General features: G+C 66.2%; 20 protein-coding genes and 1 riboswitch. Of the genes, 13 read left to right on the forward strand and 7 right to left on the reverse strand.

Features of this window, described 5'->3' with window-relative positions:
* Positions 1 to 48: 48 nt before the first annotated feature.
* Positions 49 to 1,134, reverse strand: coding sequence for an epoxide hydrolase family protein (locus LGY53_RS08750; RefSeq protein WP_225726112.1), 1,086 nt, complete (start codon positions 1,132 to 1,134; stop codon positions 49 to 51).
* A gap of 86 nt (positions 1,135 to 1,220) precedes the next feature.
* On the opposite strand from LGY53_RS08750, the gene LGY53_RS08755 reads away from it, so the two are divergent.
* Positions 1,221 to 1,865 carry a TetR/AcrR family transcriptional regulator gene (locus LGY53_RS08755; protein WP_225726113.1) on the forward strand — a complete coding sequence of 215 codons (645 nt, stop codon included), beginning with the start codon at positions 1,221 to 1,223 and terminating at the stop codon, positions 1,863 to 1,865.
* A gap of 2 nt (positions 1,866 to 1,867) precedes the next feature.
* Here LGY53_RS08755 and LGY53_RS08760 read toward each other — a convergent pair whose 3' ends face one another.
* Positions 1,868 to 2,656, reverse strand: coding sequence for a thioesterase family protein (locus LGY53_RS08760; protein WP_225726114.1), 789 nt, complete (start codon positions 2,654 to 2,656; stop codon positions 1,868 to 1,870).
* Between the two features lie 76 nt (positions 2,657 to 2,732).
* Positions 2,733 to 3,977 carry a KasA/KasB family beta-ketoacyl-ACP synthase gene (locus tag LGY53_RS08765; protein ID WP_225726115.1) on the reverse strand — a complete coding sequence of 415 codons (1,245 nt, stop codon included), beginning with the start codon at positions 3,975 to 3,977 and terminating at the stop codon, positions 2,733 to 2,735.
* Positions 3,978 to 4,016: 39 nt separating this feature from the next.
* Between LGY53_RS08765 and LGY53_RS08770 the strand changes: the two genes are divergently transcribed.
* Positions 4,017 to 4,580 carry a TetR/AcrR family transcriptional regulator gene (locus tag LGY53_RS08770; RefSeq protein ID WP_225726116.1) on the forward strand — a complete coding sequence of 188 codons (564 nt, stop codon included), beginning with the start codon at positions 4,017 to 4,019 and terminating at the stop codon, positions 4,578 to 4,580.
* 104 nt (positions 4,581 to 4,684) lie between these two features.
* Positions 4,685 to 6,175, forward strand: a complete 1,491-nt coding sequence (locus LGY53_RS08775) for an MFS transporter (protein WP_225726117.1) — start codon at positions 4,685 to 4,687, stop codon at positions 6,173 to 6,175.
* On the opposite strand, the gene LGY53_RS08780 is transcribed toward LGY53_RS08775, so the two are convergent.
* Positions 6,156 to 6,983: a helix-turn-helix transcriptional regulator gene (locus LGY53_RS08780; RefSeq protein ID WP_225726118.1), complete on the reverse strand. Its 828-nt coding sequence runs from the start codon at positions 6,981 to 6,983 to the stop codon at positions 6,156 to 6,158. The two genes, LGY53_RS08775 and LGY53_RS08780, sit on opposite strands and share 20 nt — an antisense overlap.
* 102 nt (positions 6,984 to 7,085) lie before the next feature.
* On the opposite strand from LGY53_RS08780, the gene LGY53_RS08785 reads away from it, so the two are divergent.
* The 4 genes from LGY53_RS08785 to thiC all read left to right on the forward strand — a co-directional run bounded on the left by LGY53_RS08785 (position 7,086) and on the right by thiC (position 10,786).
* Complete coding sequence (locus LGY53_RS08785) at positions 7,086 to 7,541, forward strand: nuclear transport factor 2 family protein (RefSeq protein ID WP_225726119.1); 456 nt, start codon at positions 7,086 to 7,088, stop codon at positions 7,539 to 7,541.
* Positions 7,538 to 8,413, forward strand: a complete 876-nt coding sequence (locus LGY53_RS08790) for an NAD(P)H-binding protein (RefSeq protein WP_225726120.1) — start codon at positions 7,538 to 7,540, stop codon at positions 8,411 to 8,413. Before LGY53_RS08785 ends, LGY53_RS08790 begins: the two co-directional genes overlap by 4 nt.
* Positions 8,414 to 8,468: 55 nt before the next feature.
* Positions 8,469 to 8,945: a VOC family protein gene (locus tag LGY53_RS08795; protein WP_225726121.1), complete on the forward strand. Its 477-nt coding sequence runs from the start codon at positions 8,469 to 8,471 to the stop codon at positions 8,943 to 8,945.
* A gap of 113 nt (positions 8,946 to 9,058) precedes the next feature.
* Positions 9,059 to 9,169, forward strand: a riboswitch (TPP riboswitch).
* A complete protein-coding gene (gene thiC / locus LGY53_RS08800; RefSeq protein WP_167478370.1) occupies positions 9,161 to 10,786 on the forward strand; it encodes a phosphomethylpyrimidine synthase ThiC in 1,626 nt (541 codons plus the stop codon). (Overlaps the previous riboswitch by 9 nt.)
* A 49-nt stretch (positions 10,787 to 10,835) precedes the next feature.
* On the opposite strand, the gene LGY53_RS08805 is transcribed toward thiC, so the two are convergent.
* Positions 10,836 to 11,243, reverse strand: a complete 408-nt coding sequence (locus tag LGY53_RS08805) for a VOC family protein (RefSeq protein WP_225726122.1) — start codon at positions 11,241 to 11,243, stop codon at positions 10,836 to 10,838.
* A gap of 58 nt (positions 11,244 to 11,301) precedes the next feature.
* Here LGY53_RS08805 and LGY53_RS08810 point away from each other — a divergent pair, with 58 nt between their 5' ends.
* Entirely contained in the window at positions 11,302 to 11,763 is a 462-nt protein-coding gene (locus LGY53_RS08810; protein WP_225726123.1) for a MarR family winged helix-turn-helix transcriptional regulator, read from the forward strand.
* A gap of 62 nt (positions 11,764 to 11,825) precedes the next feature.
* The gene (locus LGY53_RS08815) at positions 11,826 to 12,287 is read left to right on the forward strand and encodes a GNAT family N-acetyltransferase (protein ID WP_225726124.1); all 462 of its coding nucleotides are present in this window, start codon (positions 11,826 to 11,828) and stop codon (positions 12,285 to 12,287) included.
* Positions 12,288 to 12,342: 55 nt separating this feature from the next.
* On the opposite strand, the gene LGY53_RS08820 is transcribed toward LGY53_RS08815, so the two are convergent.
* On the reverse strand, positions 12,343 to 13,809 hold the full coding sequence (locus LGY53_RS08820) for an MDR family MFS transporter (protein WP_225726125.1): 1,467 nt from the start codon (positions 13,807 to 13,809) through the stop codon (positions 12,343 to 12,345).
* Positions 13,810 to 13,947: 138 nt separating this feature from the next.
* On the opposite strand from LGY53_RS08820, the gene LGY53_RS08825 reads away from it, so the two are divergent.
* The 3 genes from LGY53_RS08825 to LGY53_RS08835 all read left to right on the forward strand — a co-directional run bounded on the left by LGY53_RS08825 (position 13,948) and on the right by LGY53_RS08835 (position 15,666).
* Positions 13,948 to 14,520, forward strand: coding sequence for a TetR/AcrR family transcriptional regulator (locus LGY53_RS08825; RefSeq protein WP_225726126.1), 573 nt, complete (start codon positions 13,948 to 13,950; stop codon positions 14,518 to 14,520).
* A gap of 175 nt (positions 14,521 to 14,695) precedes the next feature.
* Positions 14,696 to 15,076 carry a hypothetical protein gene (locus LGY53_RS08830; RefSeq protein ID WP_225726127.1) on the forward strand — a complete coding sequence of 127 codons (381 nt, stop codon included), beginning with the start codon at positions 14,696 to 14,698 and terminating at the stop codon, positions 15,074 to 15,076.
* A gap of 203 nt (positions 15,077 to 15,279) precedes the next feature.
* On the forward strand, positions 15,280 to 15,666 hold the full coding sequence (locus tag LGY53_RS08835; protein WP_225726128.1) for a hypothetical protein: 387 nt from the start codon (positions 15,280 to 15,282) through the stop codon (positions 15,664 to 15,666).
* Positions 15,667 to 15,722: 56 nt separating this feature from the next.
* Here LGY53_RS08835 and LGY53_RS08840 read toward each other — a convergent pair whose 3' ends face one another.
* Positions 15,723 to 17,108, reverse strand: a complete 1,386-nt coding sequence (locus tag LGY53_RS08840) for a lipase family protein (protein ID WP_225726129.1) — start codon at positions 17,106 to 17,108, stop codon at positions 15,723 to 15,725.
* Between the two features lie 97 nt (positions 17,109 to 17,205).
* Here LGY53_RS08840 and LGY53_RS08845 point away from each other — a divergent pair, with 97 nt between their 5' ends.
* Positions 17,206 to 17,871 carry a TetR/AcrR family transcriptional regulator gene (locus tag LGY53_RS08845; RefSeq protein ID WP_225726130.1) on the forward strand — a complete coding sequence of 222 codons (666 nt, stop codon included), beginning with the start codon at positions 17,206 to 17,208 and terminating at the stop codon, positions 17,869 to 17,871.

A 17,871-nucleotide genomic window follows, 5' to 3' on the forward strand; every position in this document is an offset into this window, starting at 1 on the left:
GCCTGCGCGCCGATGAGGGGGCGTAGGCCGCGTCTCGGGTGGTGCGAATCAGCGGAACCGGTCGAAGAATTCGGTGATCTCGCTCGCCATCAGCTGCGGCGCGGCGTGGTGCAGGTAGTGACTGTATACCTCGTGCGTCCGCCACGAGACGATGTTCTTGTGGTCGCGTTCGGCGAAGCGGCGGATGCCGTGGAAATCGCCGATCGATCCGGACAGCGCGAGCGGAATTGTGGTCGGCTCGGTGGGCTTGTCCGCCTTGTCCTTCTCGAAGTAGTGCCGGATCGCCGAGCCCGCGGTGCCGGTGAACCAGTGGATGGCGATATTGGTGAGCACGAATTCGTCGTCCAGATCGGGGCCGAGCAGTTGGCTGTTCCAACCGACAAGTCCCGCAGGGGAATCCATGATCGCATGGGCCAAGGTCTGCGGCTGCTGTGACTGCAGGATGTTGAAACCCATCTTGTTCTTGACGAACCAGTCCAGCGTCGCCAGCGCCTGCTGCTCCTCGGCGCTGAGGTCGGCGAATTCGGCCGGATCACCGGACGGGAACGAGTACACCTGTGAAACCTGCACGCCGACAGCGCTTTCCGGTGCGACCCGGCCCAGCTCGGGGGAGATCTGCGCACCGCCGTCGTTGCCGACCGCACCGTACCGGGTGTAGCCGAGCCTGCGCATCAGCTCCGCCCAGGCCCTGGCGATGCGCTGATCGTTCCAGCCCTGTTCGGTGGTCGGGCCGGAGAAGCCGTAACCCGGCACCGAGGGGATGACCAGATCGAAGCCCGCCGCGGTCAGCGGCTCGATGACGCCGAGGAATTCGACGAACGTACCCGGCCAGCCGTGCGTCAGGATCAGCGGAAAGCCATTGTCCTGCTGGGACTTCACGTGCAGGAAGTGGATGTTCTGCCCGTCGATCTCGGTGGTGAATTGCGGGTAGGTGTTGAGCTTCGCCTCCACGGCGCGCCAATCGAATCCGTCGCGCCAGTAGTTCACCAGGTGGCGCACCCGGTCGACGCTGACGCCGTAGGTATCACCCGAACCGGGGATCTGATCGGCCCACCGGGTGCGGGCCAGCCGGTTCTGCAGATCGTCGAGGTCGGCCTGGGCGATGTCGATCCGGAAGGGGGTGATGGCGTTCATCGGTGACTCCTTGTGAAACGGAATGCTTCGTTCTGTTTGAACAGTAGCAGAACGGATCATTCCGTTTCAAGTGCTATTCTCGATTCATGCCGAAGTCAGTAGAAACCCCAGCTCAGAAGGCGCTACCCGGGCGCAAGGCGCAGGCGGCCCGCAACGACGGGCTCATTCTCGAGGCCGCTCGCGCGGTGTTCCTCGCCGATGCCAACGCCCCGATCGCCGCCGTAGCCGAACGCGCGGGTGTCGGCATCAGCGCCCTCTATCGCCGCTATTCGAGCAAAGAGGTGCTGCTGCGCACCCTCTGCTATCAGGGATTACGCCGTTACAACGCGGAAGCCGATGCGGCGCTCGCGGATTCGGACGGTTGGGCGGCGCTGGTCGGCTTCTTGGAACGTGTCGTCGACGCCGATGTGCATTCGCTGACCGTGCACCTGGCGGGCACCTTCACCCCCGACGAATCGATCCTGCCCGAGGTGAAGCATTCGGCCGAGGCGAACGCGGAACTGGTCCGGCGCGCGAAAGCGACCGGCAAGCTGCGCGATGAGGTGAACCCGTCGGACCTCGGCCTGATCCTGGAGGCATGCGCGGCCATCTCGCTGCCCGATCCGGCGCGCACCGCGCAGCTGCGCCGCCGCATCCTCCACCTCATGCTCGCGGGACTGGAAACGAAGGGCCAATTGCCTGGTCCGCCACCGCAACCCGGTGAATTCGCCTGGCGCTGGCAGCGCCGCTGATCTCAGCGCTCGGCGAGGTACAGGGTCTGGGTGCTCCGGCCGATCGGACCCTTCTCGTCGAACAGCGCCGACTCGGCCAAGGCGATGCCGTGCGGCTGCGGATAGGTCACCGCGTCCAGGCAGATCCACTCGCCGACCGGCATCCGATGCAGCGTCACCGTGAGGTCGGTATTGATGAAAAGGTAACGGTCCCAGTCGAATATCGAGCTGGCGCCGTTGCCGTGGTCGGCCGCGATCAATGTGCGCTCCAGCGGGCTCGGGGTCTCGCCCGCGACGATCGGATTCCGTAGTCCGATCCAACACACGGCGGGGCCGGGCTCGTCGAAAGCCCCTGTGACAAAGCGATATTCGATTCCGTTGTGGAATCCGACGGCATTGGCGGTCGGGAACGGCGACGGCTCACGTTCCGGCCCCGGCCGATTCCCGGATGGCAGGAACCGTTCGGGCACCGGAAGTTCCGGATCGGCGAGCTTGAAACGCCATGCGGACCCCCGCATTACCGGCCCACGCTCGGTAGACAGGGTCGCCTCCAGGAATTCGACACTGCGCCCCGGCCGCATCACCTTGGCATCGACCGTCAGCGGCTCCAACGGAATCGGCCGGAAAATCTCCATGGTGACCCGCCCGATCTGAAACCCCGCCCGCGGTTCACACCGCTCCAGCGCATACGCGAGCAACGCCGAAGGCGGCCCGGCATGCTGCGCATCCGCCGACCAAGGTCCCCTGGTGAGCTCGGTGGAGAGGAATCGGCTGGGGTCGGCGGCGTCCGGCAGGTAGAAGGCGTCGGTCACGTCATTGTCCGTTCCACGATCCGAGCTGATTGTTCGCTTCGGAAACGACACTACCGGCGCACCGCTGTGGGGAAGATCAGGCCCGGCCGAAGGCGAGGGCTACGTTGTGGCCGCCGAAGCCGAAGGAGTTGTTGAGGGCGTAGTCGATTCGTTGGGTGCGCGGTTCGCCTGACACGATGTCGAGATCGATGGTCAGGTCCTGGTTGTCGAGATTCAGTGTGGGCGGGACGATTTGGTCGCGCAGGGTGAGCATTGTGATGATCGATTCCAGTGCGCCGACCGCGCCGATGGAGTGGCCGAGCGCGGATTTGGGCGCGTAGATCGAGGCGGTGGGTGCGACCGCGGTGATGGCTTCGGCCTCGGAGGCATCGCCGATCGATGTCGAGGTGGCGTGCGCGTTGACGTGCTGGATATCCGAAACCTGAAGTCCCGCAGTGCTGATCGCCTTGCGCATGGCACGCGCCGCGCCCGCGCCGCCCGGTTCGGACGCCACGATGTGATACGCGTCGGAGGTGATGCCCGCACCGAGCACCCTGCCGTGGATGCGGGCGCCGCGGGCCCGCGCATGCCGCTCGGATTCGAGCACGAGCAGCGCACCCGCCTCGCCGAAGACGAAACCGTCGCGGTCCCGGTCGAACGGCCGCGACGCCCGCTCCGGTTCGTCGTTGCGCGTGCTCATCGCCCGCATGATGGCGAAGCTCGCGATCGGCACCTCGTGGATATGGCCCTCGACGCCGCCGGCGACCACCACGTCGGCCTCGCCCGATACGATCAGCCGCCAGGCCTGCGCGATCGCCTCCGCACCCGACGAGCAGGCCGACACCGGCGCGAAAACTCCTGCCTTGGCGCCGATTTCGATGCCGACCGTGGCGGCCGGACCGTTCGGCATGACCATCGGCACCGCGAGCGGCGACACCCTGCGGTATCCGCTGGTGCGCATCGTGTCCACCGCGGCGATCAGCGCGTCGGCGCCGCCGAGGCCGGTGCCGATGGCCACCGCGAGCCGTTCGCCCTCCACCTCGGGCGTGCCCGCGTGCTGCCAGACCTGCCTGCCGAGCACCAGCGCCAACTGTTCGACATAGGACATCCGGCGCTGCTCGATCCGGGTGAGTAGTTCGCCGGGATGCGATTTCAGCTTGCCGCCGATTCGGACCGGCAGATCGAACTCGGTGATGAAATCGTCGTCCAGCCTGCCGATTCCGGTGTGCCCCAGCAGCAGCTCGGACCAGGTCGTATCCATATCCGCGGCCAGCGAGGTGGTGGCGGCGTAGCCGGTGAGTACGACCGAGGCCAGAGTTTCTGAAGCACTTGTTACAGTCACGATGACATGAATACCTGTAGCACTCGCTACAGTCAACCCATGGCCCGCCCACTCGACCACGCAAAACGCGCCCAACTGCTCACCGAGGTGGTGCGCTATATCGCCGATCACGGGCTGGCCGGACTCTCACTGCGCCCGCTCGCCGCCGCACTCGGCACCAGCTCGCGCATGCTCATCTACTACTTCAATACGAAGGAAGAACTGCTGGTACAGGCGCTGACCTCGCAGCGGCCCGACGTCGCCGCCCTCTTCGCCGACGTCACCGATGCCGCCACCCTGCGCGCCCGGCTGACCACCTTCTTCTGCGCGAATCTCGATGGCGCCGACGCGGTCAGCGTGCGGGTGATGCTGCAGGTGCTCGGCGCGGCCTGCGCGCCGCACAGCCCGTACGCCGAATACGCCAACGCCGCCGTCGCGGCCCTGGTGGGCGCGCTGGCCGACGCGCTGCGCCGGACCGGCGTCGTCGACGATCCGGAAGCCGTTGCCACCCTTCTTATTTCGGGACTGCGCGGGGTGATACAGGATCAGTTCATCACCGGCGACATCGAACGCACCAGTCGCGCGGGCCGCCTGCTCATCGATCGGACCATACCGGCACGGTAACTTGAAGTTCGCCCCACTCCCGGCAATGCTGACTTGCGTCCGGTTCGGCCGAGCGAAGGGGCAGCATGTCAGCGACCAGTGAACCCGCTCCAACGTTCGGTTCGATGCGTTGGCTGATGTTGGCCGTGCTGTGTGCCAGCCTGTTGCTCGTGGCCATGGACGCCACCATTCTCAATGTCGCGCTGCCCTCGCTGATCACCGATCTGCGGATCGGCGCGCTCGAACAACTATGGATCATCGACATATACGGTCTGGTGCTCGGCGGCCTGCTGATCACCACCGGCGCGCTCGGCGACCGGATCGGCCGCAGGCTGCTATTCCTGTGTGGTTTCGTACTATTCGGCATCGCCTCGGTGGTCGCCGCGACATCGCACAGCGCGGCCCAGTTGATCACGGGCCGGGTGCTGCTCGCCATCGGCGGCGCCATGGTCATGCCATCGACGCTTTCGCTCATTCGCAATATCTTCACCAGTGCGCGGGAGCGGACCCTCGCCATCGGCATTTGGGCCGCCGTCGCCGGGGCGGGCGCAACCATCGGGCCGGTGGTCGGCGGCGTGCTGGTGCAGACCTTCGGCTGGGCATCGGCCTTCTGGCTCAACGTGCCGGTCGTCGTGCTGACCGTCGGTCTCGGCGTCTGGCTGCTTCCGGAATACCGTGCGCCGCAATCGGGTTCGCTCGACTGGTGCAGTGCGCTGCTGTCCATCGCCGGAATCGTCGGTCTCGCATGGGGACTCAAACATATTGCGAAAGGTGTTGCCGAGCCGGTCGATTGGCTCGTCCTCGGGCTCGCCCTGGCGTTGCTCACCTGGTTCGCGCGCAGGCAGCTCACCGCCGCCGATCCGCTGCTCGACGTGCGCCTGTTCCGCAACGGACCCTTCCTCGCCGCCGCCGTATCCACCCTGCTCGCCATGCTCGCCATCGGCGCCGCGCTCTTCCTCATCTCGCTGTGGCTGCAATACATCAACGGCTGCACCCCATCTCAGGCCGGTCTGCGCACCCTGCCCTCGGCCGTCACCCTGCTGCTCGCATCCCTGGCCACCCCCGCCCTCATGCATCGCCTCGGCGTCCGCGCCGTCCTCGCCATCGGGCTCGGCGCGCTCGCGCTCGGCTTCCTGATCCTGGCGCTGAGCCCGGAGCCGACCACGTATCCCGTTGTGGCCCTTGTCCTCGCGGCCTTCGGCCTGGGCGACGGCCTCGCCGTGACCGCCGCGGCCGCGGTACTCGTCGCCGCGGTGCCGCCTGAACGTGCCGGTCAGGCCGGTGCCGTCTCGGAAACCAATTACGAACTCGGCATCGGCCTCGGCGTTGCGCTGCTCGGCGGTCTGCACGGCCGCATCTTCACAGCCAATATGACCGGACTACCGCTGTCCGGCAAGGACTTCGACGAGGCCACCGGCTCGGTCGGCGGCGCCATCGATGTCGCGGCCCGCCTCGACCATGTCACCGGCACCCACGTCATCGATGCCGCGACCCATGCCTTCGACACGGCACTGACCACCACCTCATACGTCTCCGCCGCAATTGTCGCCGCGGTCGCCGTCATTGCGGTTCGGCTGGTGCCCAAGGGATTTCGCGTCACCGGCGCTGGGCACTGAGGCGCAGCTCGCGCAGTGCATCCGCGGCCGGGCTGCCCGGTTCCGCCGTATAGATGACGATCCGATGGTCGTGGCCGGGCACGGATAACGTCTGCGCGTCGAGTTCGATGGTGCCGACCTCCGGATGTTCGAACCGTTTCCAGATCGTCGCCGAGGGAGCCACTTCATGTGCGGCCCAACCATTTCGGAAGTCGATATCGCGGGTGGACAGCCACTCGATCAGCTCCGGGATCCGCGGGTCGTTCGGATACCGCACCGCCGCGGCCCGCAATTCGGTGACCGCCTGCCGGACGAATCGCGCCGCGCCGTCCCGGCCGCCGCACGACACCCGCTCCCTTCGGGAGCCGAATGCGATCCGCAAGAGGTTGCGCTCTGTGTCGAAAGCGTCGAATAATTCGGCGGCCAATGCATTCCAGGCGAGGACGTCATAGCGGACGTTCTGCACGTACGCGGGCGCCTCGGTGAGCCGTTCCAGCATCAGCAGCACCCCGGCCGGTACCTCGTCGTCGGGTATGCCGGGACGGCTCGGTTCGTGACCGGCGAGCTGGGTGAGGTAGCGCTGTTCATCGGGCCCGAGCCGCAGCACCCTGGCGAGCGCGGTGAGCACCTGCGGCGACGGCCGGGGCGCCCGTGCCTGCTCCAGCCGCTCGTAGTAGTTGGCCGAGATATCGGCCAACCAGGCCACCTCTTCGCGGCGCAGCCCCGGAGTTCGTCTGCGCCGCTTCGGATCCGGGTGCAACCCGACCTCATCCGGACGCAACCCCGCACGTCGGCGGCGCAGGAAGTCGGCGAGCGCGTGCTTGTCCATACCGTCGAGTCTGCCGAACCCACCCGAACCGAGCCACGGATCAATGATCCGGGGCTACACCGGCAGTTCCGCGCGACCGTCGGCCTCGGCCAGTCTCGATTCATGACCGAAGGCGCACGTGAGTTATTCGAAAGAGGCCTGAACCTTTTGCTGGCCAAGGACATGCGACGATTCGTCGAACTCTTCGCCGTGGACGCGGAGCTGGAATTGCCGTTCGCGGTCGCGGGCACACCCGGACGGTTGCGCGGTCGCGCACAGCTGCACGACTATCTGGCCGACTATCCGGAACGGCTGGATATCCACGAGTTCCCGTCGGTCGTCGTACACGAAACCGCCGATCCGACAACGATTATCGTGGAATTCACCGCCAGCGGAACGACAGTGCGCACCGGCGAGCGGTACGAACTCGCCTACATCGCGGTGATCCGGGCCCGCGACGGCGCGATCATCGGCTGGCGCGATTACTGGAGTCCGGTCGCGGGTGCCATCGCCACCGGAACCCTGCCCGAACTGCTGGACGCGCTGCGCTCGAACGATGAAACGGGCGGTGCGGCATGACCGGACCGGTCCTCGTCACGGGCGCCACCGGCAATACCGGCCGCCCGGTCACTGCGGGTCTGCGCGCCGCGGGCGTCACGGTTCGCACGGCTACGCGCGGCCCGATACGCGCCGAATCAGGCGGGGAGCACGTGTATTTCGACTGGGCCGATCCCGCGACCTACCGACCGGCGCTGAGCGGTGTCGAACGGGTCTACCTCGTCGCCCCGGTGGGCATGCCGGATCCGGCTGAACCGATTGATCATTTTCTGACCGTCGCGCGTGCGGCGGGCGTGCGGCGCGTGGTGTTCCTCAGCTCCGCCGTCATCCCGCCCGGTGCGCCGGGGTTGGACCACGCGCGCCGCGCGATATCCCGGATGCCGGAATGGGCGGTGCTGCGACCGTCGTGGTTCATGCAGAACTTCATCGTGCCGACGCATCCGATGGCCGCCGGGCTGCGTACCCGGTCAGAGCTGATCAGCGCCACCGGGGGTCGCGGTATCGGCTTCGTCGACGCCGCCGATATCGCCGCCGTCGGCGTGCGCGCGCTGCTCGACGATGCCGCGCCGAACCGGGAGTACGTGATCACGGGACCGCAGGCCCTGTCCTACGACGACATCGCCCGCCTGCTCAACCGATCGCTCGCCCCGTCGCGGCCGGTCCGGCATATCGACACGACTCCCGGCGAACTGGCCGAGCACCTCACCGCTCATGGCGTGCCGCCGGAGATGGCCACGGTGCTCGCCGGGGCCGAGCGGCTCATCGCCGAGGGCGCCGAGGACCGGGTGACCACGACGGTCGCCGAGGTCACCGGCCGTATGCCACGGTCCTTCGGCGAATTCATCGCGATCCACCGCGACCGAATCGCACTGCCGGGACCGCGCGACCGATGAGTTCCGGTGCGCGGCGGAGTCTTACCGGACGGAACTACGAATCCGGGAGGACCCAATGCAGAAGATCGTTACCAGCCTGTGGTTCGGCGACAATGCCGAGGAGGCGGTGGAGTTTTACTGCTCGCTGTTCGAGGACTCGAAAGTGCTTGCGGTGCAACGGCATACCGAGGCCGGTCCGGGAGCGCCGGGTACCGTGATGGTGGTGGATTTCGAGCTGAACGGGCAGCGCTTCATCGCGATCAACGGTGGGAGCGCGATGCAGTACACGTATGCGATGTCGCTGCTGGTGAACTGCGCGAACCAGGAAGAGGTCGACCGACTGTGGGCGGCGCTGACCGCCGACGGCGGGCGCGAGGACCAATGCGGTTGGCTGTTCGACAAGTACGGGGTGCCCTGGCAGATCTGGCCGACCGAATGCACCGAACTCCTGATGAGCCCGGACCAGGCGGCGGCTACTCGGGCGACGAAGGCGATGTTCGGGATGCAGAAGATTTCGATCGAGGGGATGCGCGAGGCGTTCCGGGGGGCCTGACGCGCTGTCGGAATCGCCGAGGTGAACACCGGTGCAGATCGCGCGGGATCGGAGAATCGTCCGATCTCCGCGCGGCGTCGCCGGGCGGGCGGGTAAGGTCGGCCGGGTCAATTGAACAAGCCAACGGGGGCTCGCACCAGCGGGCTGAGAGGACGGCTGATGGGCCGTCGACCGTATGAACCTGACCGGGTAATGCCGGCGTAGGGAGGATCATCATGGGCACACCTGTCGATTCCGTCACCACCGGACCCATCGAGGGCAGTGTCAAGCACTACCTGGAGGTCGACGATCTGCGCATTCCGGTGCGCCGGATCAACCTGACCAACGGCGAGCACTTCGACGTCTACGACACCTCCGGTCCGTACACCGACGACAGCGCGGTGATCGACGTCGAGGCCGGACTGCCGAAGCTGCGCGACGGCTGGACGAAGCCCGAGATCGACGGCCCGCGAACCCAACTCGCGTGGGCGCGGCAGGGCATCACCACCCCCGAAATGCGTTTCATCGCCGCGCGCGAAGGGGTTTCGCCGGATCTGGTGCGCGAGGAGGTCGCCGCCGGCCGCGCGGTGATCCCGGCGAACCACCGTCACCCGGAGCTGGAGCCGACCATCATCGGCAAGAAGTTCCTGGTGAAAATCAATGCGAACATCGGCAATTCGGCCGTGTCCTCCTCGATCGCCGAGGAGGTCGAGAAGATGGTGTGGGCCACCCGCTGGGGCGCCGACACCATCATGGACCTCTCGACCGGTAAGAACATCCACGAGACCCGCGAATGGATCCTGCGCAACTCGCCGGTCCCGGTGGGCACCGTGCCGATCTATCAGGCGCTGGAGAAGGTCGGCGGCGATCCGACCAAACTCACCTGGGAGATCTACCGCGACACCGTGATCGAGCAGTGCGAGCAGGGCGTCGACTACATGACGGTGCACGCGGGCGTGCTGCTGCGCTATATCCCGTTGACCGCCAAGCGAGTCACCGGAATCGTCTCGCGCGGTGGTTCCATCATGGCCGCGTGGTGCCTGGCGCATCACCGAGAGTCGTTCCTGTACACCAATTTTGCCGAGCTCTGCGAGATCCTGGCGAAGTATGACGTCACCTTCTCGCTCGGTGACGGCTTGCGTCCCGGTTCCATCGCCGACGCCAACGACGAGGCGCAGTTCGCCGAGCTGCGTACCCTCGGTGAGTTGACGAAGATCGCGAAATCCCATGGCGTGCAGGTGATGATCGAGGGCCCGGGCCATATCCCGATGCACAAGATCGTGGAGAACGTGCGGCTGGAGGAGGAGCTGTGCGAGGAGGCGCCGTTCTACACCCTCGGCCCGCTCGCCACCGATATCGCACCGGCCTACGATCACATCACCTCGGCGATCGGCGCGTCGATCATCGCGCAGGCGGGCACCGCCATGCTCTGCTATGTGACGCCCAAGGAGCATCTCGGCCTGCCCAACCGTGACGACGTCAAGGTCGGCGTGATCACCTACAAGATCGCCGCACACGCCGCCGATCTGGCCAAGGGGCATCCGCACGCGCAGGACCGGGACAACGAATTGTCCAAGGCGCGTTTCGAATTCCGCTGGCGCGACCAGTTCGCGCTGTCGCTGGATCCGGACACCGCCCGGGAATATCACGACGAGACACTGCCGGCCGAACCGGCGAAGACCGCGCATTTCTGCTCGATGTGCGGGCCGAAGTTCTGTTCGATGCGGATCTCGGCCGACGTACGCGAGTACGCCGAGCGCAACGGGCTCACCGATGCCGCCGCCATCGAGGCCGGAATGGCCGAGAAATCCGCGGAATTCGCGGACGCAGGCGGCAAGGTCTACCTGCCGGTGGTTTCCTGACGCCCGGACCGGTGGCGCAAAGTCTTTGTGCGCCACCGGTTTCAGTACCTCAGTAGGACTGTAGTTCCAGCAGTGTGCCGTTCGGATCGCGCAGATGCGCGGCCCGCAGGTTCGGGCCCCACTGTGGCCGGTCGGTCGGTGCGACCACCTCGGTGCCGCCGTGCGCGAGGCAGTGGGCGAATGCCGCGTCGACATCGGCCACCCGCAGCACCAGCATCGCGGTGTCCTGCGCCGGCGCCGGACGGGTCGGCAATTCCGTCGTGCCCGCCGTCGCGGCCATGGTCGCGCGGTCGTAGAGCACGAGAATCGCCTGGTCGTCGACGTCCCAGTTGGCGTATGGGCCCGCGGCGGTGCCCTTGATCAGTTTCGCGCCGGCCAGTTCCGGCAGCACCGCCGCGTAGAAGTCGAAGCAGGCGGCGAAATCGTCGACGAGTAAGCGCGGATACAGCGCGTCCATAACCTTCTCCAAATAGTAGGTGCGAACCTATGATAGGTGAGTACCATAGAATGGGCCGATGGACAATGGCCGTGCGCTGCCGCCGAGCCTGCTCGCGCTCGACACCTACCTGCTCTCGCGCGTCGGAAAGGCCGCGCGGGCCGGCTTCGGCGATCGGCTCGCCGCGCGCGGATTGCGCCTGTGGCATATGGCAATCCTGGCGGCGTTGGCCGACTTCGGCCCGCATGCGCAACGAGATCTGGCGCAGCGCTTGGGAATTCATCCGAGCGATGTGGCGAAGGCGGTGGATGAACTCGAGGCGGCCGGGCAGGTCGAGCGGGCCCGCGACGCCGCGGACCGGCGGCGAATCACCGTGCGGCTCACCAGATCCGGCCGCGCGGCGCTGCGGGCACTGGATGCACAGGCTCGGCAGGTCGGCGCGGAGATCCTGGCCCCGCTCGATGCGGACGAGCGCGCATTGCTGGCGGATATGCTCCGCCGGGTATTCGACCACGTCCATCCGGATACCGTGACCGACTGACGAGATATCTCCCCAGTCCAGGTACGGGCGGCGACGAGCTGGTCGACGGCAGAATCTGGTTCATGCGCGATGAGATAGTTCTCCGTAAGGCCGAACCCGCCGACTACGACACCGTCATCCGAGTGGTCGACGAGTGGTGGGGCCGGCCGCTGTCTGTATCCCTCCCGCGGCTGTTCCTCGATCACTTCGCCGACACGAGTACGATCGCCGAGGCCGATGGTGCCCTCGCCGGATTCCTGATCGGCTTTCTCTCACCGAGCGTGAAGTCGACGGCCTACATCCAATTCATCGGCATCCACCCCGATCACCGCGGCGGCGGGCTGGCGCGGGAACTCTACGAGCGATTCTTCGATATGGCCCGCGCCGACGGCCGGACCATCGTGCGGGCGATCACCTCCCCGGTGAATACCGGATCGATCAACTTCCATCGCAAGATGGGCTTCACGGTCGCCGGTCCCATCCAGGATTACAACGGTCCCGAGCGTCACATGATGACCTTCGAACGAAATATAGAGCGGTCCTGACGAATTGGTGGGGTGCGGTGGAGGGTTTACACCGCACCCCACGTAATTCGAACGTTCAGGCCGCCTTCGCCGGTTGTGCCGCCGCAGTGGTACCGCTGGATGCCTTGCCGCGCAACGGAACCTCCTTCAGCAGCAGTGAAATCACGAATCCGGCAACGCAGATCAATGTCGCGCCGAGGAATACCGTGCCGGTGCCCGAGGCGAAGGCCGACAGATAGCCGTGCCCTTCAGCGGGACTGTGTCCCCGCATCGCGCGAGTGAACATCGAGCCGAACGCGGCGACGGCGAGTGAGCCGCCCAGTGTGCGGAACAGCATCATCAGTCCGGATGTCGCGCCGATATGCGCGATATCGACGCTGTTCTGGGCGACCGCAGTGGTGAGCTGGAGCGAGCAGCCCATGCCGGTGCCGATCACCACCATGGCCAATCCCGTTGTCAGACGGCCGGTATCGGCATCGACGTAGGCCAACAGCGCGGTGCCCGCCGTGCACAGCGCGCCGCCGAGGACGATGAACCGCTTGTACTTGCCGCTGGCGCTCATCCGCTTGCCGACGATCTGCGAGACGATGGGCAGCGGAAGCATCATGGGCAGCAACAGCAATCCCGAACTCGACGCCGAAACACCCTGCACCGTCTGCTGGAACAGCGGCAGATACAGCACGCCGACGAAGGTCAGCACCCCGCCGACCAGTGCGATGGTCGAGGCGATCGCCAGATTGCGGCTGCGGAACAGCCCGAGCGGGATCACCGGGTCGGCCGCCCGCCGCTCGACGAGCAGGAATGCGGCGAGCGCGACCGCCGCCACCGCGGCGAGCCCGAGAATCTGCGCCGAGAGCCACGGGTATTCGATATCGCCCCATGTCGCGATCAGCACCAGCGCGGCGATGAAGACGGAGAGCAGGGCGGTGCCCGCGTAGTCGATACGAACCTGCTTGCGCACCACCGGAATTCGCAACTGATACGCCAGCCAGCCGAGGGCGAACAGGCCGAGCGGGATATTGATGTAGAACGCCCAGCGCCAATCGAATTGATCGGTGATGACGCCGCCGAGCAGCGGCCCGCCGATGGTGCCGACCGCCATGGCGGAGGCCATCATGCCCTGATATTTGCCGCGTTCCAGCGGCGGCACCAGCGCGCCGATCAGGGCCAGCGCGCAGACCGAGATGCCGCCCGCCCCAAGCCCTTGGATGGCGCGGAACGCGATCAATGTCGGCATCGACCAGGCCGCACCCGCCAGCGCCGAGCCGATCAGAAATATGCCGATCGAACTGAGAAATATCGTTTTCCGGCTGAATTGATCGCCGAGTTTGCCCCACACCGGCGTGGAGATCGCCGAGAGCAGGGTGTACGCGGTGACCACCCAAGCGACCTTGTCGAGGCCGCCGAGCTCGCGCACGATCGTCGGCATCGCCGTGCCGACGATCGCGTTGTCGAGCATGGCCAACAGCATCGCCAGCAGGACTCCGGCCAGGACCAGCCGGATCGACCGCGGCGACGCGGTCTCGGTCTGGGTTGCGGTCATGGCCGCTCACCTCCTCCGAATCGAATGGGCGGCCCCGCCTTTCGTGGCCTGCCACACTCATCAGGAAAGCAGATCAACTATAAAAGTACAACTGCTCTACTTTTGATGCTGATCGCCTAATGGCGTATTATCGATCGCATGACCGCTCCCACCGGGCGCCGCGAGCGCAAGAAGGCCCAGACCCGCCAAGCGCTGGCGGATGCCGCGCTGCGCCTGTTCCTGGAGCGCGGCTTCGACGAGGTCGGCGTGCGCGAGATCGCCGAGGCGGCCGATGTCTCGCTGAGCACGCTGTTCAAGCACTTCCCCAGCAAGGAAGCGCTGCTGTTCGATATGGACGAGGACATGGAGGAGGGTCTGGTCGCCGCAGTGCGCGAGCGGGCCGATGGACAATCGATCCTCGACGCGCTGCGCGATCACCTGCTCGATACTCGAATGGCCTCCACAGACGATCTACAGGCCAGCGGGTTTCTCCAGCTCATCGCTGAAACGCCCGCGCTGCAGGAATATTGGCGGCAGATGATGCTGCGGCACACCAGCGCGGTCGCCGCCGTCATCGCCGAGGAGGCCGGCCTGCCGATCGGTGATGTGAAAACCGTTGCGCTGGCCCATTTCGCGCTGATGAGCGCGGGAATCGTTGCGGATTCCGATGATCCGGCCGCGGCGATGCGGGATATCTTCGCGCTGCTCGAGCACGGCTGGGCGAACGTGTAACCGATAGCGGCGCAAGCGGTCTGGATCTCTGGTGACTATCGGAACCGTATCCCCACGAATGGTGAGCCCAAGAATACGGTCCGATAGTTAGGCTCGGGCCGCAGCGGCAATTCGCTGTGGCTCGAAGGGGACCCTCATGTTCCGATCGCGCAGGTCCGTCGTGGCTGCGATATCGATGACGGGCGCGATGATGCTCGCCGTGGTGCTGACGGTCGCGCCGGTGCTGACCACGCCCGCACCTACCGCTCTCGTCGTGAAGTCGGGGGATAACCCGTCGGCCTTCGTGACGGACTGTGCCTACGTCGTGCGAGCGGAGGCCGAATCCGGCACCGACATCAGTTTTTACGACAGCCAGGACGGCGAGTTCCATCCACCAGGCGGGATCAAGGCCGGTAACGGTGTGGTCGTAGCCACCTGGACACCGCGCACGTCTGGTTCGCACACGCTGCACGCCGTGCAGGTCGGCGGTGAGCGGACCATCGAACTCGAGGTGCGCCCTGGTGAGTTCGAGAGCCACTGCGCCAGCATCATCTTTCTGCGGACGGATCACGAATAACACTGACCACCAGTCTGTTTCAAACCGATACTCGCGTACGGCTGACCGGGCGTCGCGAAAACCTAACCGCGGCAGCGTGTACGGGACAGTACCTATCCGCGCCGGAAATGGCAGACCCTACAAATCACGCTCCCGGCACAGCGGGTTCGATCGATAGGCTCGGCGGGCGGCCGCAAATCGCCGTGACTCGAAAGGAACTCCACATGCTCCGATCACATAAGTCCGCCGCGGCCGCGATATCGACGATGGGCGCGATGGCTGCCGCGCTGGTGCTGACCGCGCCCTCGGCGCCCGCCGCGATCACCGCTTTCGCCGTGACGCCGGGGGAGCCGCTGGTCTTCGTCACCGGCTGTGCCTACACCGCGTCGGCGACGACCGAGCCCGGCGGCTGGATCAGTTTCTACGACAGCCAGGACGGCGAATTCAATCCGCCGAGCGCGATCCAGGCGGGCGGCAACGGTGACGTCATCGCGAAGTGGACGCCGCACACCCCTGGTATGCATATGCTGCACGCCGCGCAGATCGGCGGCGAGCGGACCATCGGTATCGAGGTGAGCCCCGGCGGGAACGGTACGCCCTGCCCCGCGTAACCGTGTGAAAGATAATGGCCCCCAACCGATTTCGATCCGATTGGGGGCCATCCGCATTACCGCTCCCGCGGCCCGATCGGGAAGCCGAGCGCGCCGAAGGTGGCGTTCAGGTTGATCTCGATCTGGGTGAGCAGCGCGTTGAAATCGGCCAGCTGGGACACCACATCCTGGGTTTGGCAGCCGACCTGATCGGGTGCGCCGGGCGCGAGGCGCGCGGTCAGCCAGTTGAAGGTGTCGGCCATGCCGAGCGACGGCAGCGTCAGATGTTCGCTGAGGTGGTCGCGTTTATAGAGCACCGACGCGCCCTGATCGCACCACCGCCGGGTGAGCCTGTCATTCGTCCACACCGGGACCGCCTCATCGAATACGCCCTGGTAGAGGAAGATCGGCGCGGTCGGATGGTCGCTGCCGAGCACCGTCGCGTCGAAGACCTCCTTGATCTCCGGTAGCGCCAGATAGTCGGAGATCGGAATGGTCAGGAACCGTTGATAATCCACGAACATCTGGGTGAGCGCGTTGCGCGGCAGGCATTGCGCATCGGTGCGGGCGAGCAGGTCCTTGCCCTCCTGGGTCATCACCCGGTCGGTCGCCTCCTTGAATTTCGGATAGGCGTTGTAGAGCGAGGCGATGCCGATGCCGATCAGGCTGGAGAACATCGATCCGTTGACGTGCAGTAGCGAAACCACGTCGGAGGTCGGCGCGCCGAGCGCGACGCCCTTGACATTCAATTCCGGCGCGTAGCTCGGCTGCAGCTCGGCGGCCCAGCCCGAACCCATGCCGCCGCCGGAGTAGCCCCACATTGCCACCGGCGTATTCGCGCCGTCGAGACCGAGCGGCTGGAAGCGTTCGGCGGCGCGGATGCCGTCGAGCACCATATATCCGGGCTCCTTCGCCGCGGCCAAATGTCCGTGCAGCCCTTCGTAATCCGGGATGGAGACGGCCCAACCGCGGCTGATCAGCGCGGCGAGCGCGATGAGTTCGCTCTGCGAGTGGATGCCCTCCAAACCCGGTAGCCCAGCGCCCTGCTGCAGCACGAACGACGGTGAGCAGTCATTGCTCGCGCTGTCGTAGTAGAACTGCAGCGAGACCAGCGGCCGGGAGCGGGCCGGGTCGGCACCCGCAGGCAGCACGACCGTGGTCACCGCGACGTCCGGCGCGCCGAACAGATCGGTGGTGCGATACATCAGCTGCCAGGACCGCACGTTCAGCGGTAATACGGTGAGCGCCGCGAGATGCACCTCGCGCGACCGCAATACCGTGCCCAGTTCCTGGGATTCGAAACCCTCGGGTGGTTGATAGAACGCGTCCTGTGTCGGCGGCGGCACCGCGGCCGCCTGCCCCGCGGTGAAGCCGCCGATCACCAACGCGGTCGCCACGGTGACGACCCCCGCCACCGCCAGCGCGATGGCGCGCCGGATGCGATCTCCATTGATCACGGACACTCGTCTGCCCTCCTTCATCAGGTGACAGCGATTACAACACGACCTCGTATTAGCAACAAGACTTCTTGTTTCAATTACCCGGGCTATGGTCGAAGGCATGACCCGCAGCAAATCCGCCGCGCGGCCTGCCCCGACTCCGGCGCGGCGCCGGATCCGCGGACTCGACGCCGAGCAGCGCAGTGCGCAACGACGCAGCCAGCTACTCGACGCGGCCACCGAACTCTTTGCCGCCCAGAGCTTTTCCGGGACATCGATCGAACAGATCTGCCAGCGCGCATATGTCGGAACCAAAGGGTTCTACGACCATTTCGACAGCAAGGAAGCCTGTTACATCGCGCTGCTGGAGCAGCTGACCGTCCAGATCCGGGGCCGCGTCGCCGAAGTCGCCGAGCAGACAGTGCAATTGGCGTGGCAGCCGCGGGTGGAGGCGATCATCGCCGCCTTCGTGCACGCGATCGCCGACGATCCCCGGCTGGCCAAGGTCACCTTCGGCGAGGCGGGCGGTATTTCACCGGCGGTGGAACGGCAACGACGCAGCAATCGACGCTGGGCGGCGGCCTTCCTCGACAAGCAGTGGGCGGGCACCGGCGACCGCCGCGGCATCGCCCTGGCCCTCGCCACCATCGGCGGCATGTTCGAGCTGATCGCGGACTGGTTGCATCACCACGACGACGGCGGCCCGCCCGACGCGGTCGACACGTTGACCGAGGATCTGACCCGGTTCGTCACCGTGGTCTACACCGGGCGCACTGCGACGGAGTAG

The organism is Nocardia sp. JCM 34519.1, from assembly GCF_020361265.1.
GTDB lineage: Bacteria > Actinomycetota > Actinomycetes > Mycobacteriales > Mycobacteriaceae > Nocardia > Nocardia arthritidis_A.

Bases quoted from the DNA above. Each gene is read 5' to 3' on its own strand.
- LGY53_RS08750 (WP_225726112.1), bottom strand. From the start codon at position 1,134: ATGAACGCCATCACCCCCTTCCGGATCGACATCGCCCAGGCCGACCTC.
- LGY53_RS08755 (WP_225726113.1), top strand. From the start codon at position 1,221: ATGCCGAAGTCAGTAGAAACCCCAGCTCAGAAGGCGCTACCCGGGCGC.
- LGY53_RS08770 (WP_225726116.1), top strand. From the start codon at position 4,017: ATGGCCCGCCCACTCGACCACGCAAAACGCGCCCAACTGCTCACCGAG.
- LGY53_RS08775 (WP_225726117.1), top strand. From the start codon at position 4,685: ATGCGTTGGCTGATGTTGGCCGTGCTGTGTGCCAGCCTGTTGCTCGTG.
- LGY53_RS08780 (WP_225726118.1), bottom strand. From the start codon at position 6,983: ATGGACAAGCACGCGCTCGCCGACTTCCTGCGCCGCCGACGTGCGGGG.
- LGY53_RS08785 (WP_225726119.1), top strand. From the start codon at position 7,086: ATGACCGAAGGCGCACGTGAGTTATTCGAAAGAGGCCTGAACCTTTTG.
- LGY53_RS08790 (WP_225726120.1), top strand. From the start codon at position 7,538: ATGACCGGACCGGTCCTCGTCACGGGCGCCACCGGCAATACCGGCCGC.
- LGY53_RS08795 (WP_225726121.1), top strand. From the start codon at position 8,469: ATGCAGAAGATCGTTACCAGCCTGTGGTTCGGCGACAATGCCGAGGAG.
- thiC (WP_167478370.1), top strand. From the start codon at position 9,161: ATGGGCACACCTGTCGATTCCGTCACCACCGGACCCATCGAGGGCAGT.
- LGY53_RS08805 (WP_225726122.1), bottom strand. From the start codon at position 11,243: ATGGACGCGCTGTATCCGCGCTTACTCGTCGACGATTTCGCCGCCTGC.
- LGY53_RS08810 (WP_225726123.1), top strand. From the start codon at position 11,302: ATGGACAATGGCCGTGCGCTGCCGCCGAGCCTGCTCGCGCTCGACACC.
- LGY53_RS08815 (WP_225726124.1), top strand. From the start codon at position 11,826: ATGCGCGATGAGATAGTTCTCCGTAAGGCCGAACCCGCCGACTACGAC.
- LGY53_RS08820 (WP_225726125.1), bottom strand. From the start codon at position 13,809: ATGACCGCAACCCAGACCGAGACCGCGTCGCCGCGGTCGATCCGGCTG.
- LGY53_RS08825 (WP_225726126.1), top strand. From the start codon at position 13,948: ATGACCGCTCCCACCGGGCGCCGCGAGCGCAAGAAGGCCCAGACCCGC.
- LGY53_RS08830 (WP_225726127.1), top strand. From the start codon at position 14,696: ATGACGGGCGCGATGATGCTCGCCGTGGTGCTGACGGTCGCGCCGGTG.
- LGY53_RS08835 (WP_225726128.1), top strand. From the start codon at position 15,280: ATGCTCCGATCACATAAGTCCGCCGCGGCCGCGATATCGACGATGGGC.
- LGY53_RS08845 (WP_225726130.1), top strand. From the start codon at position 17,206: ATGACCCGCAGCAAATCCGCCGCGCGGCCTGCCCCGACTCCGGCGCGG.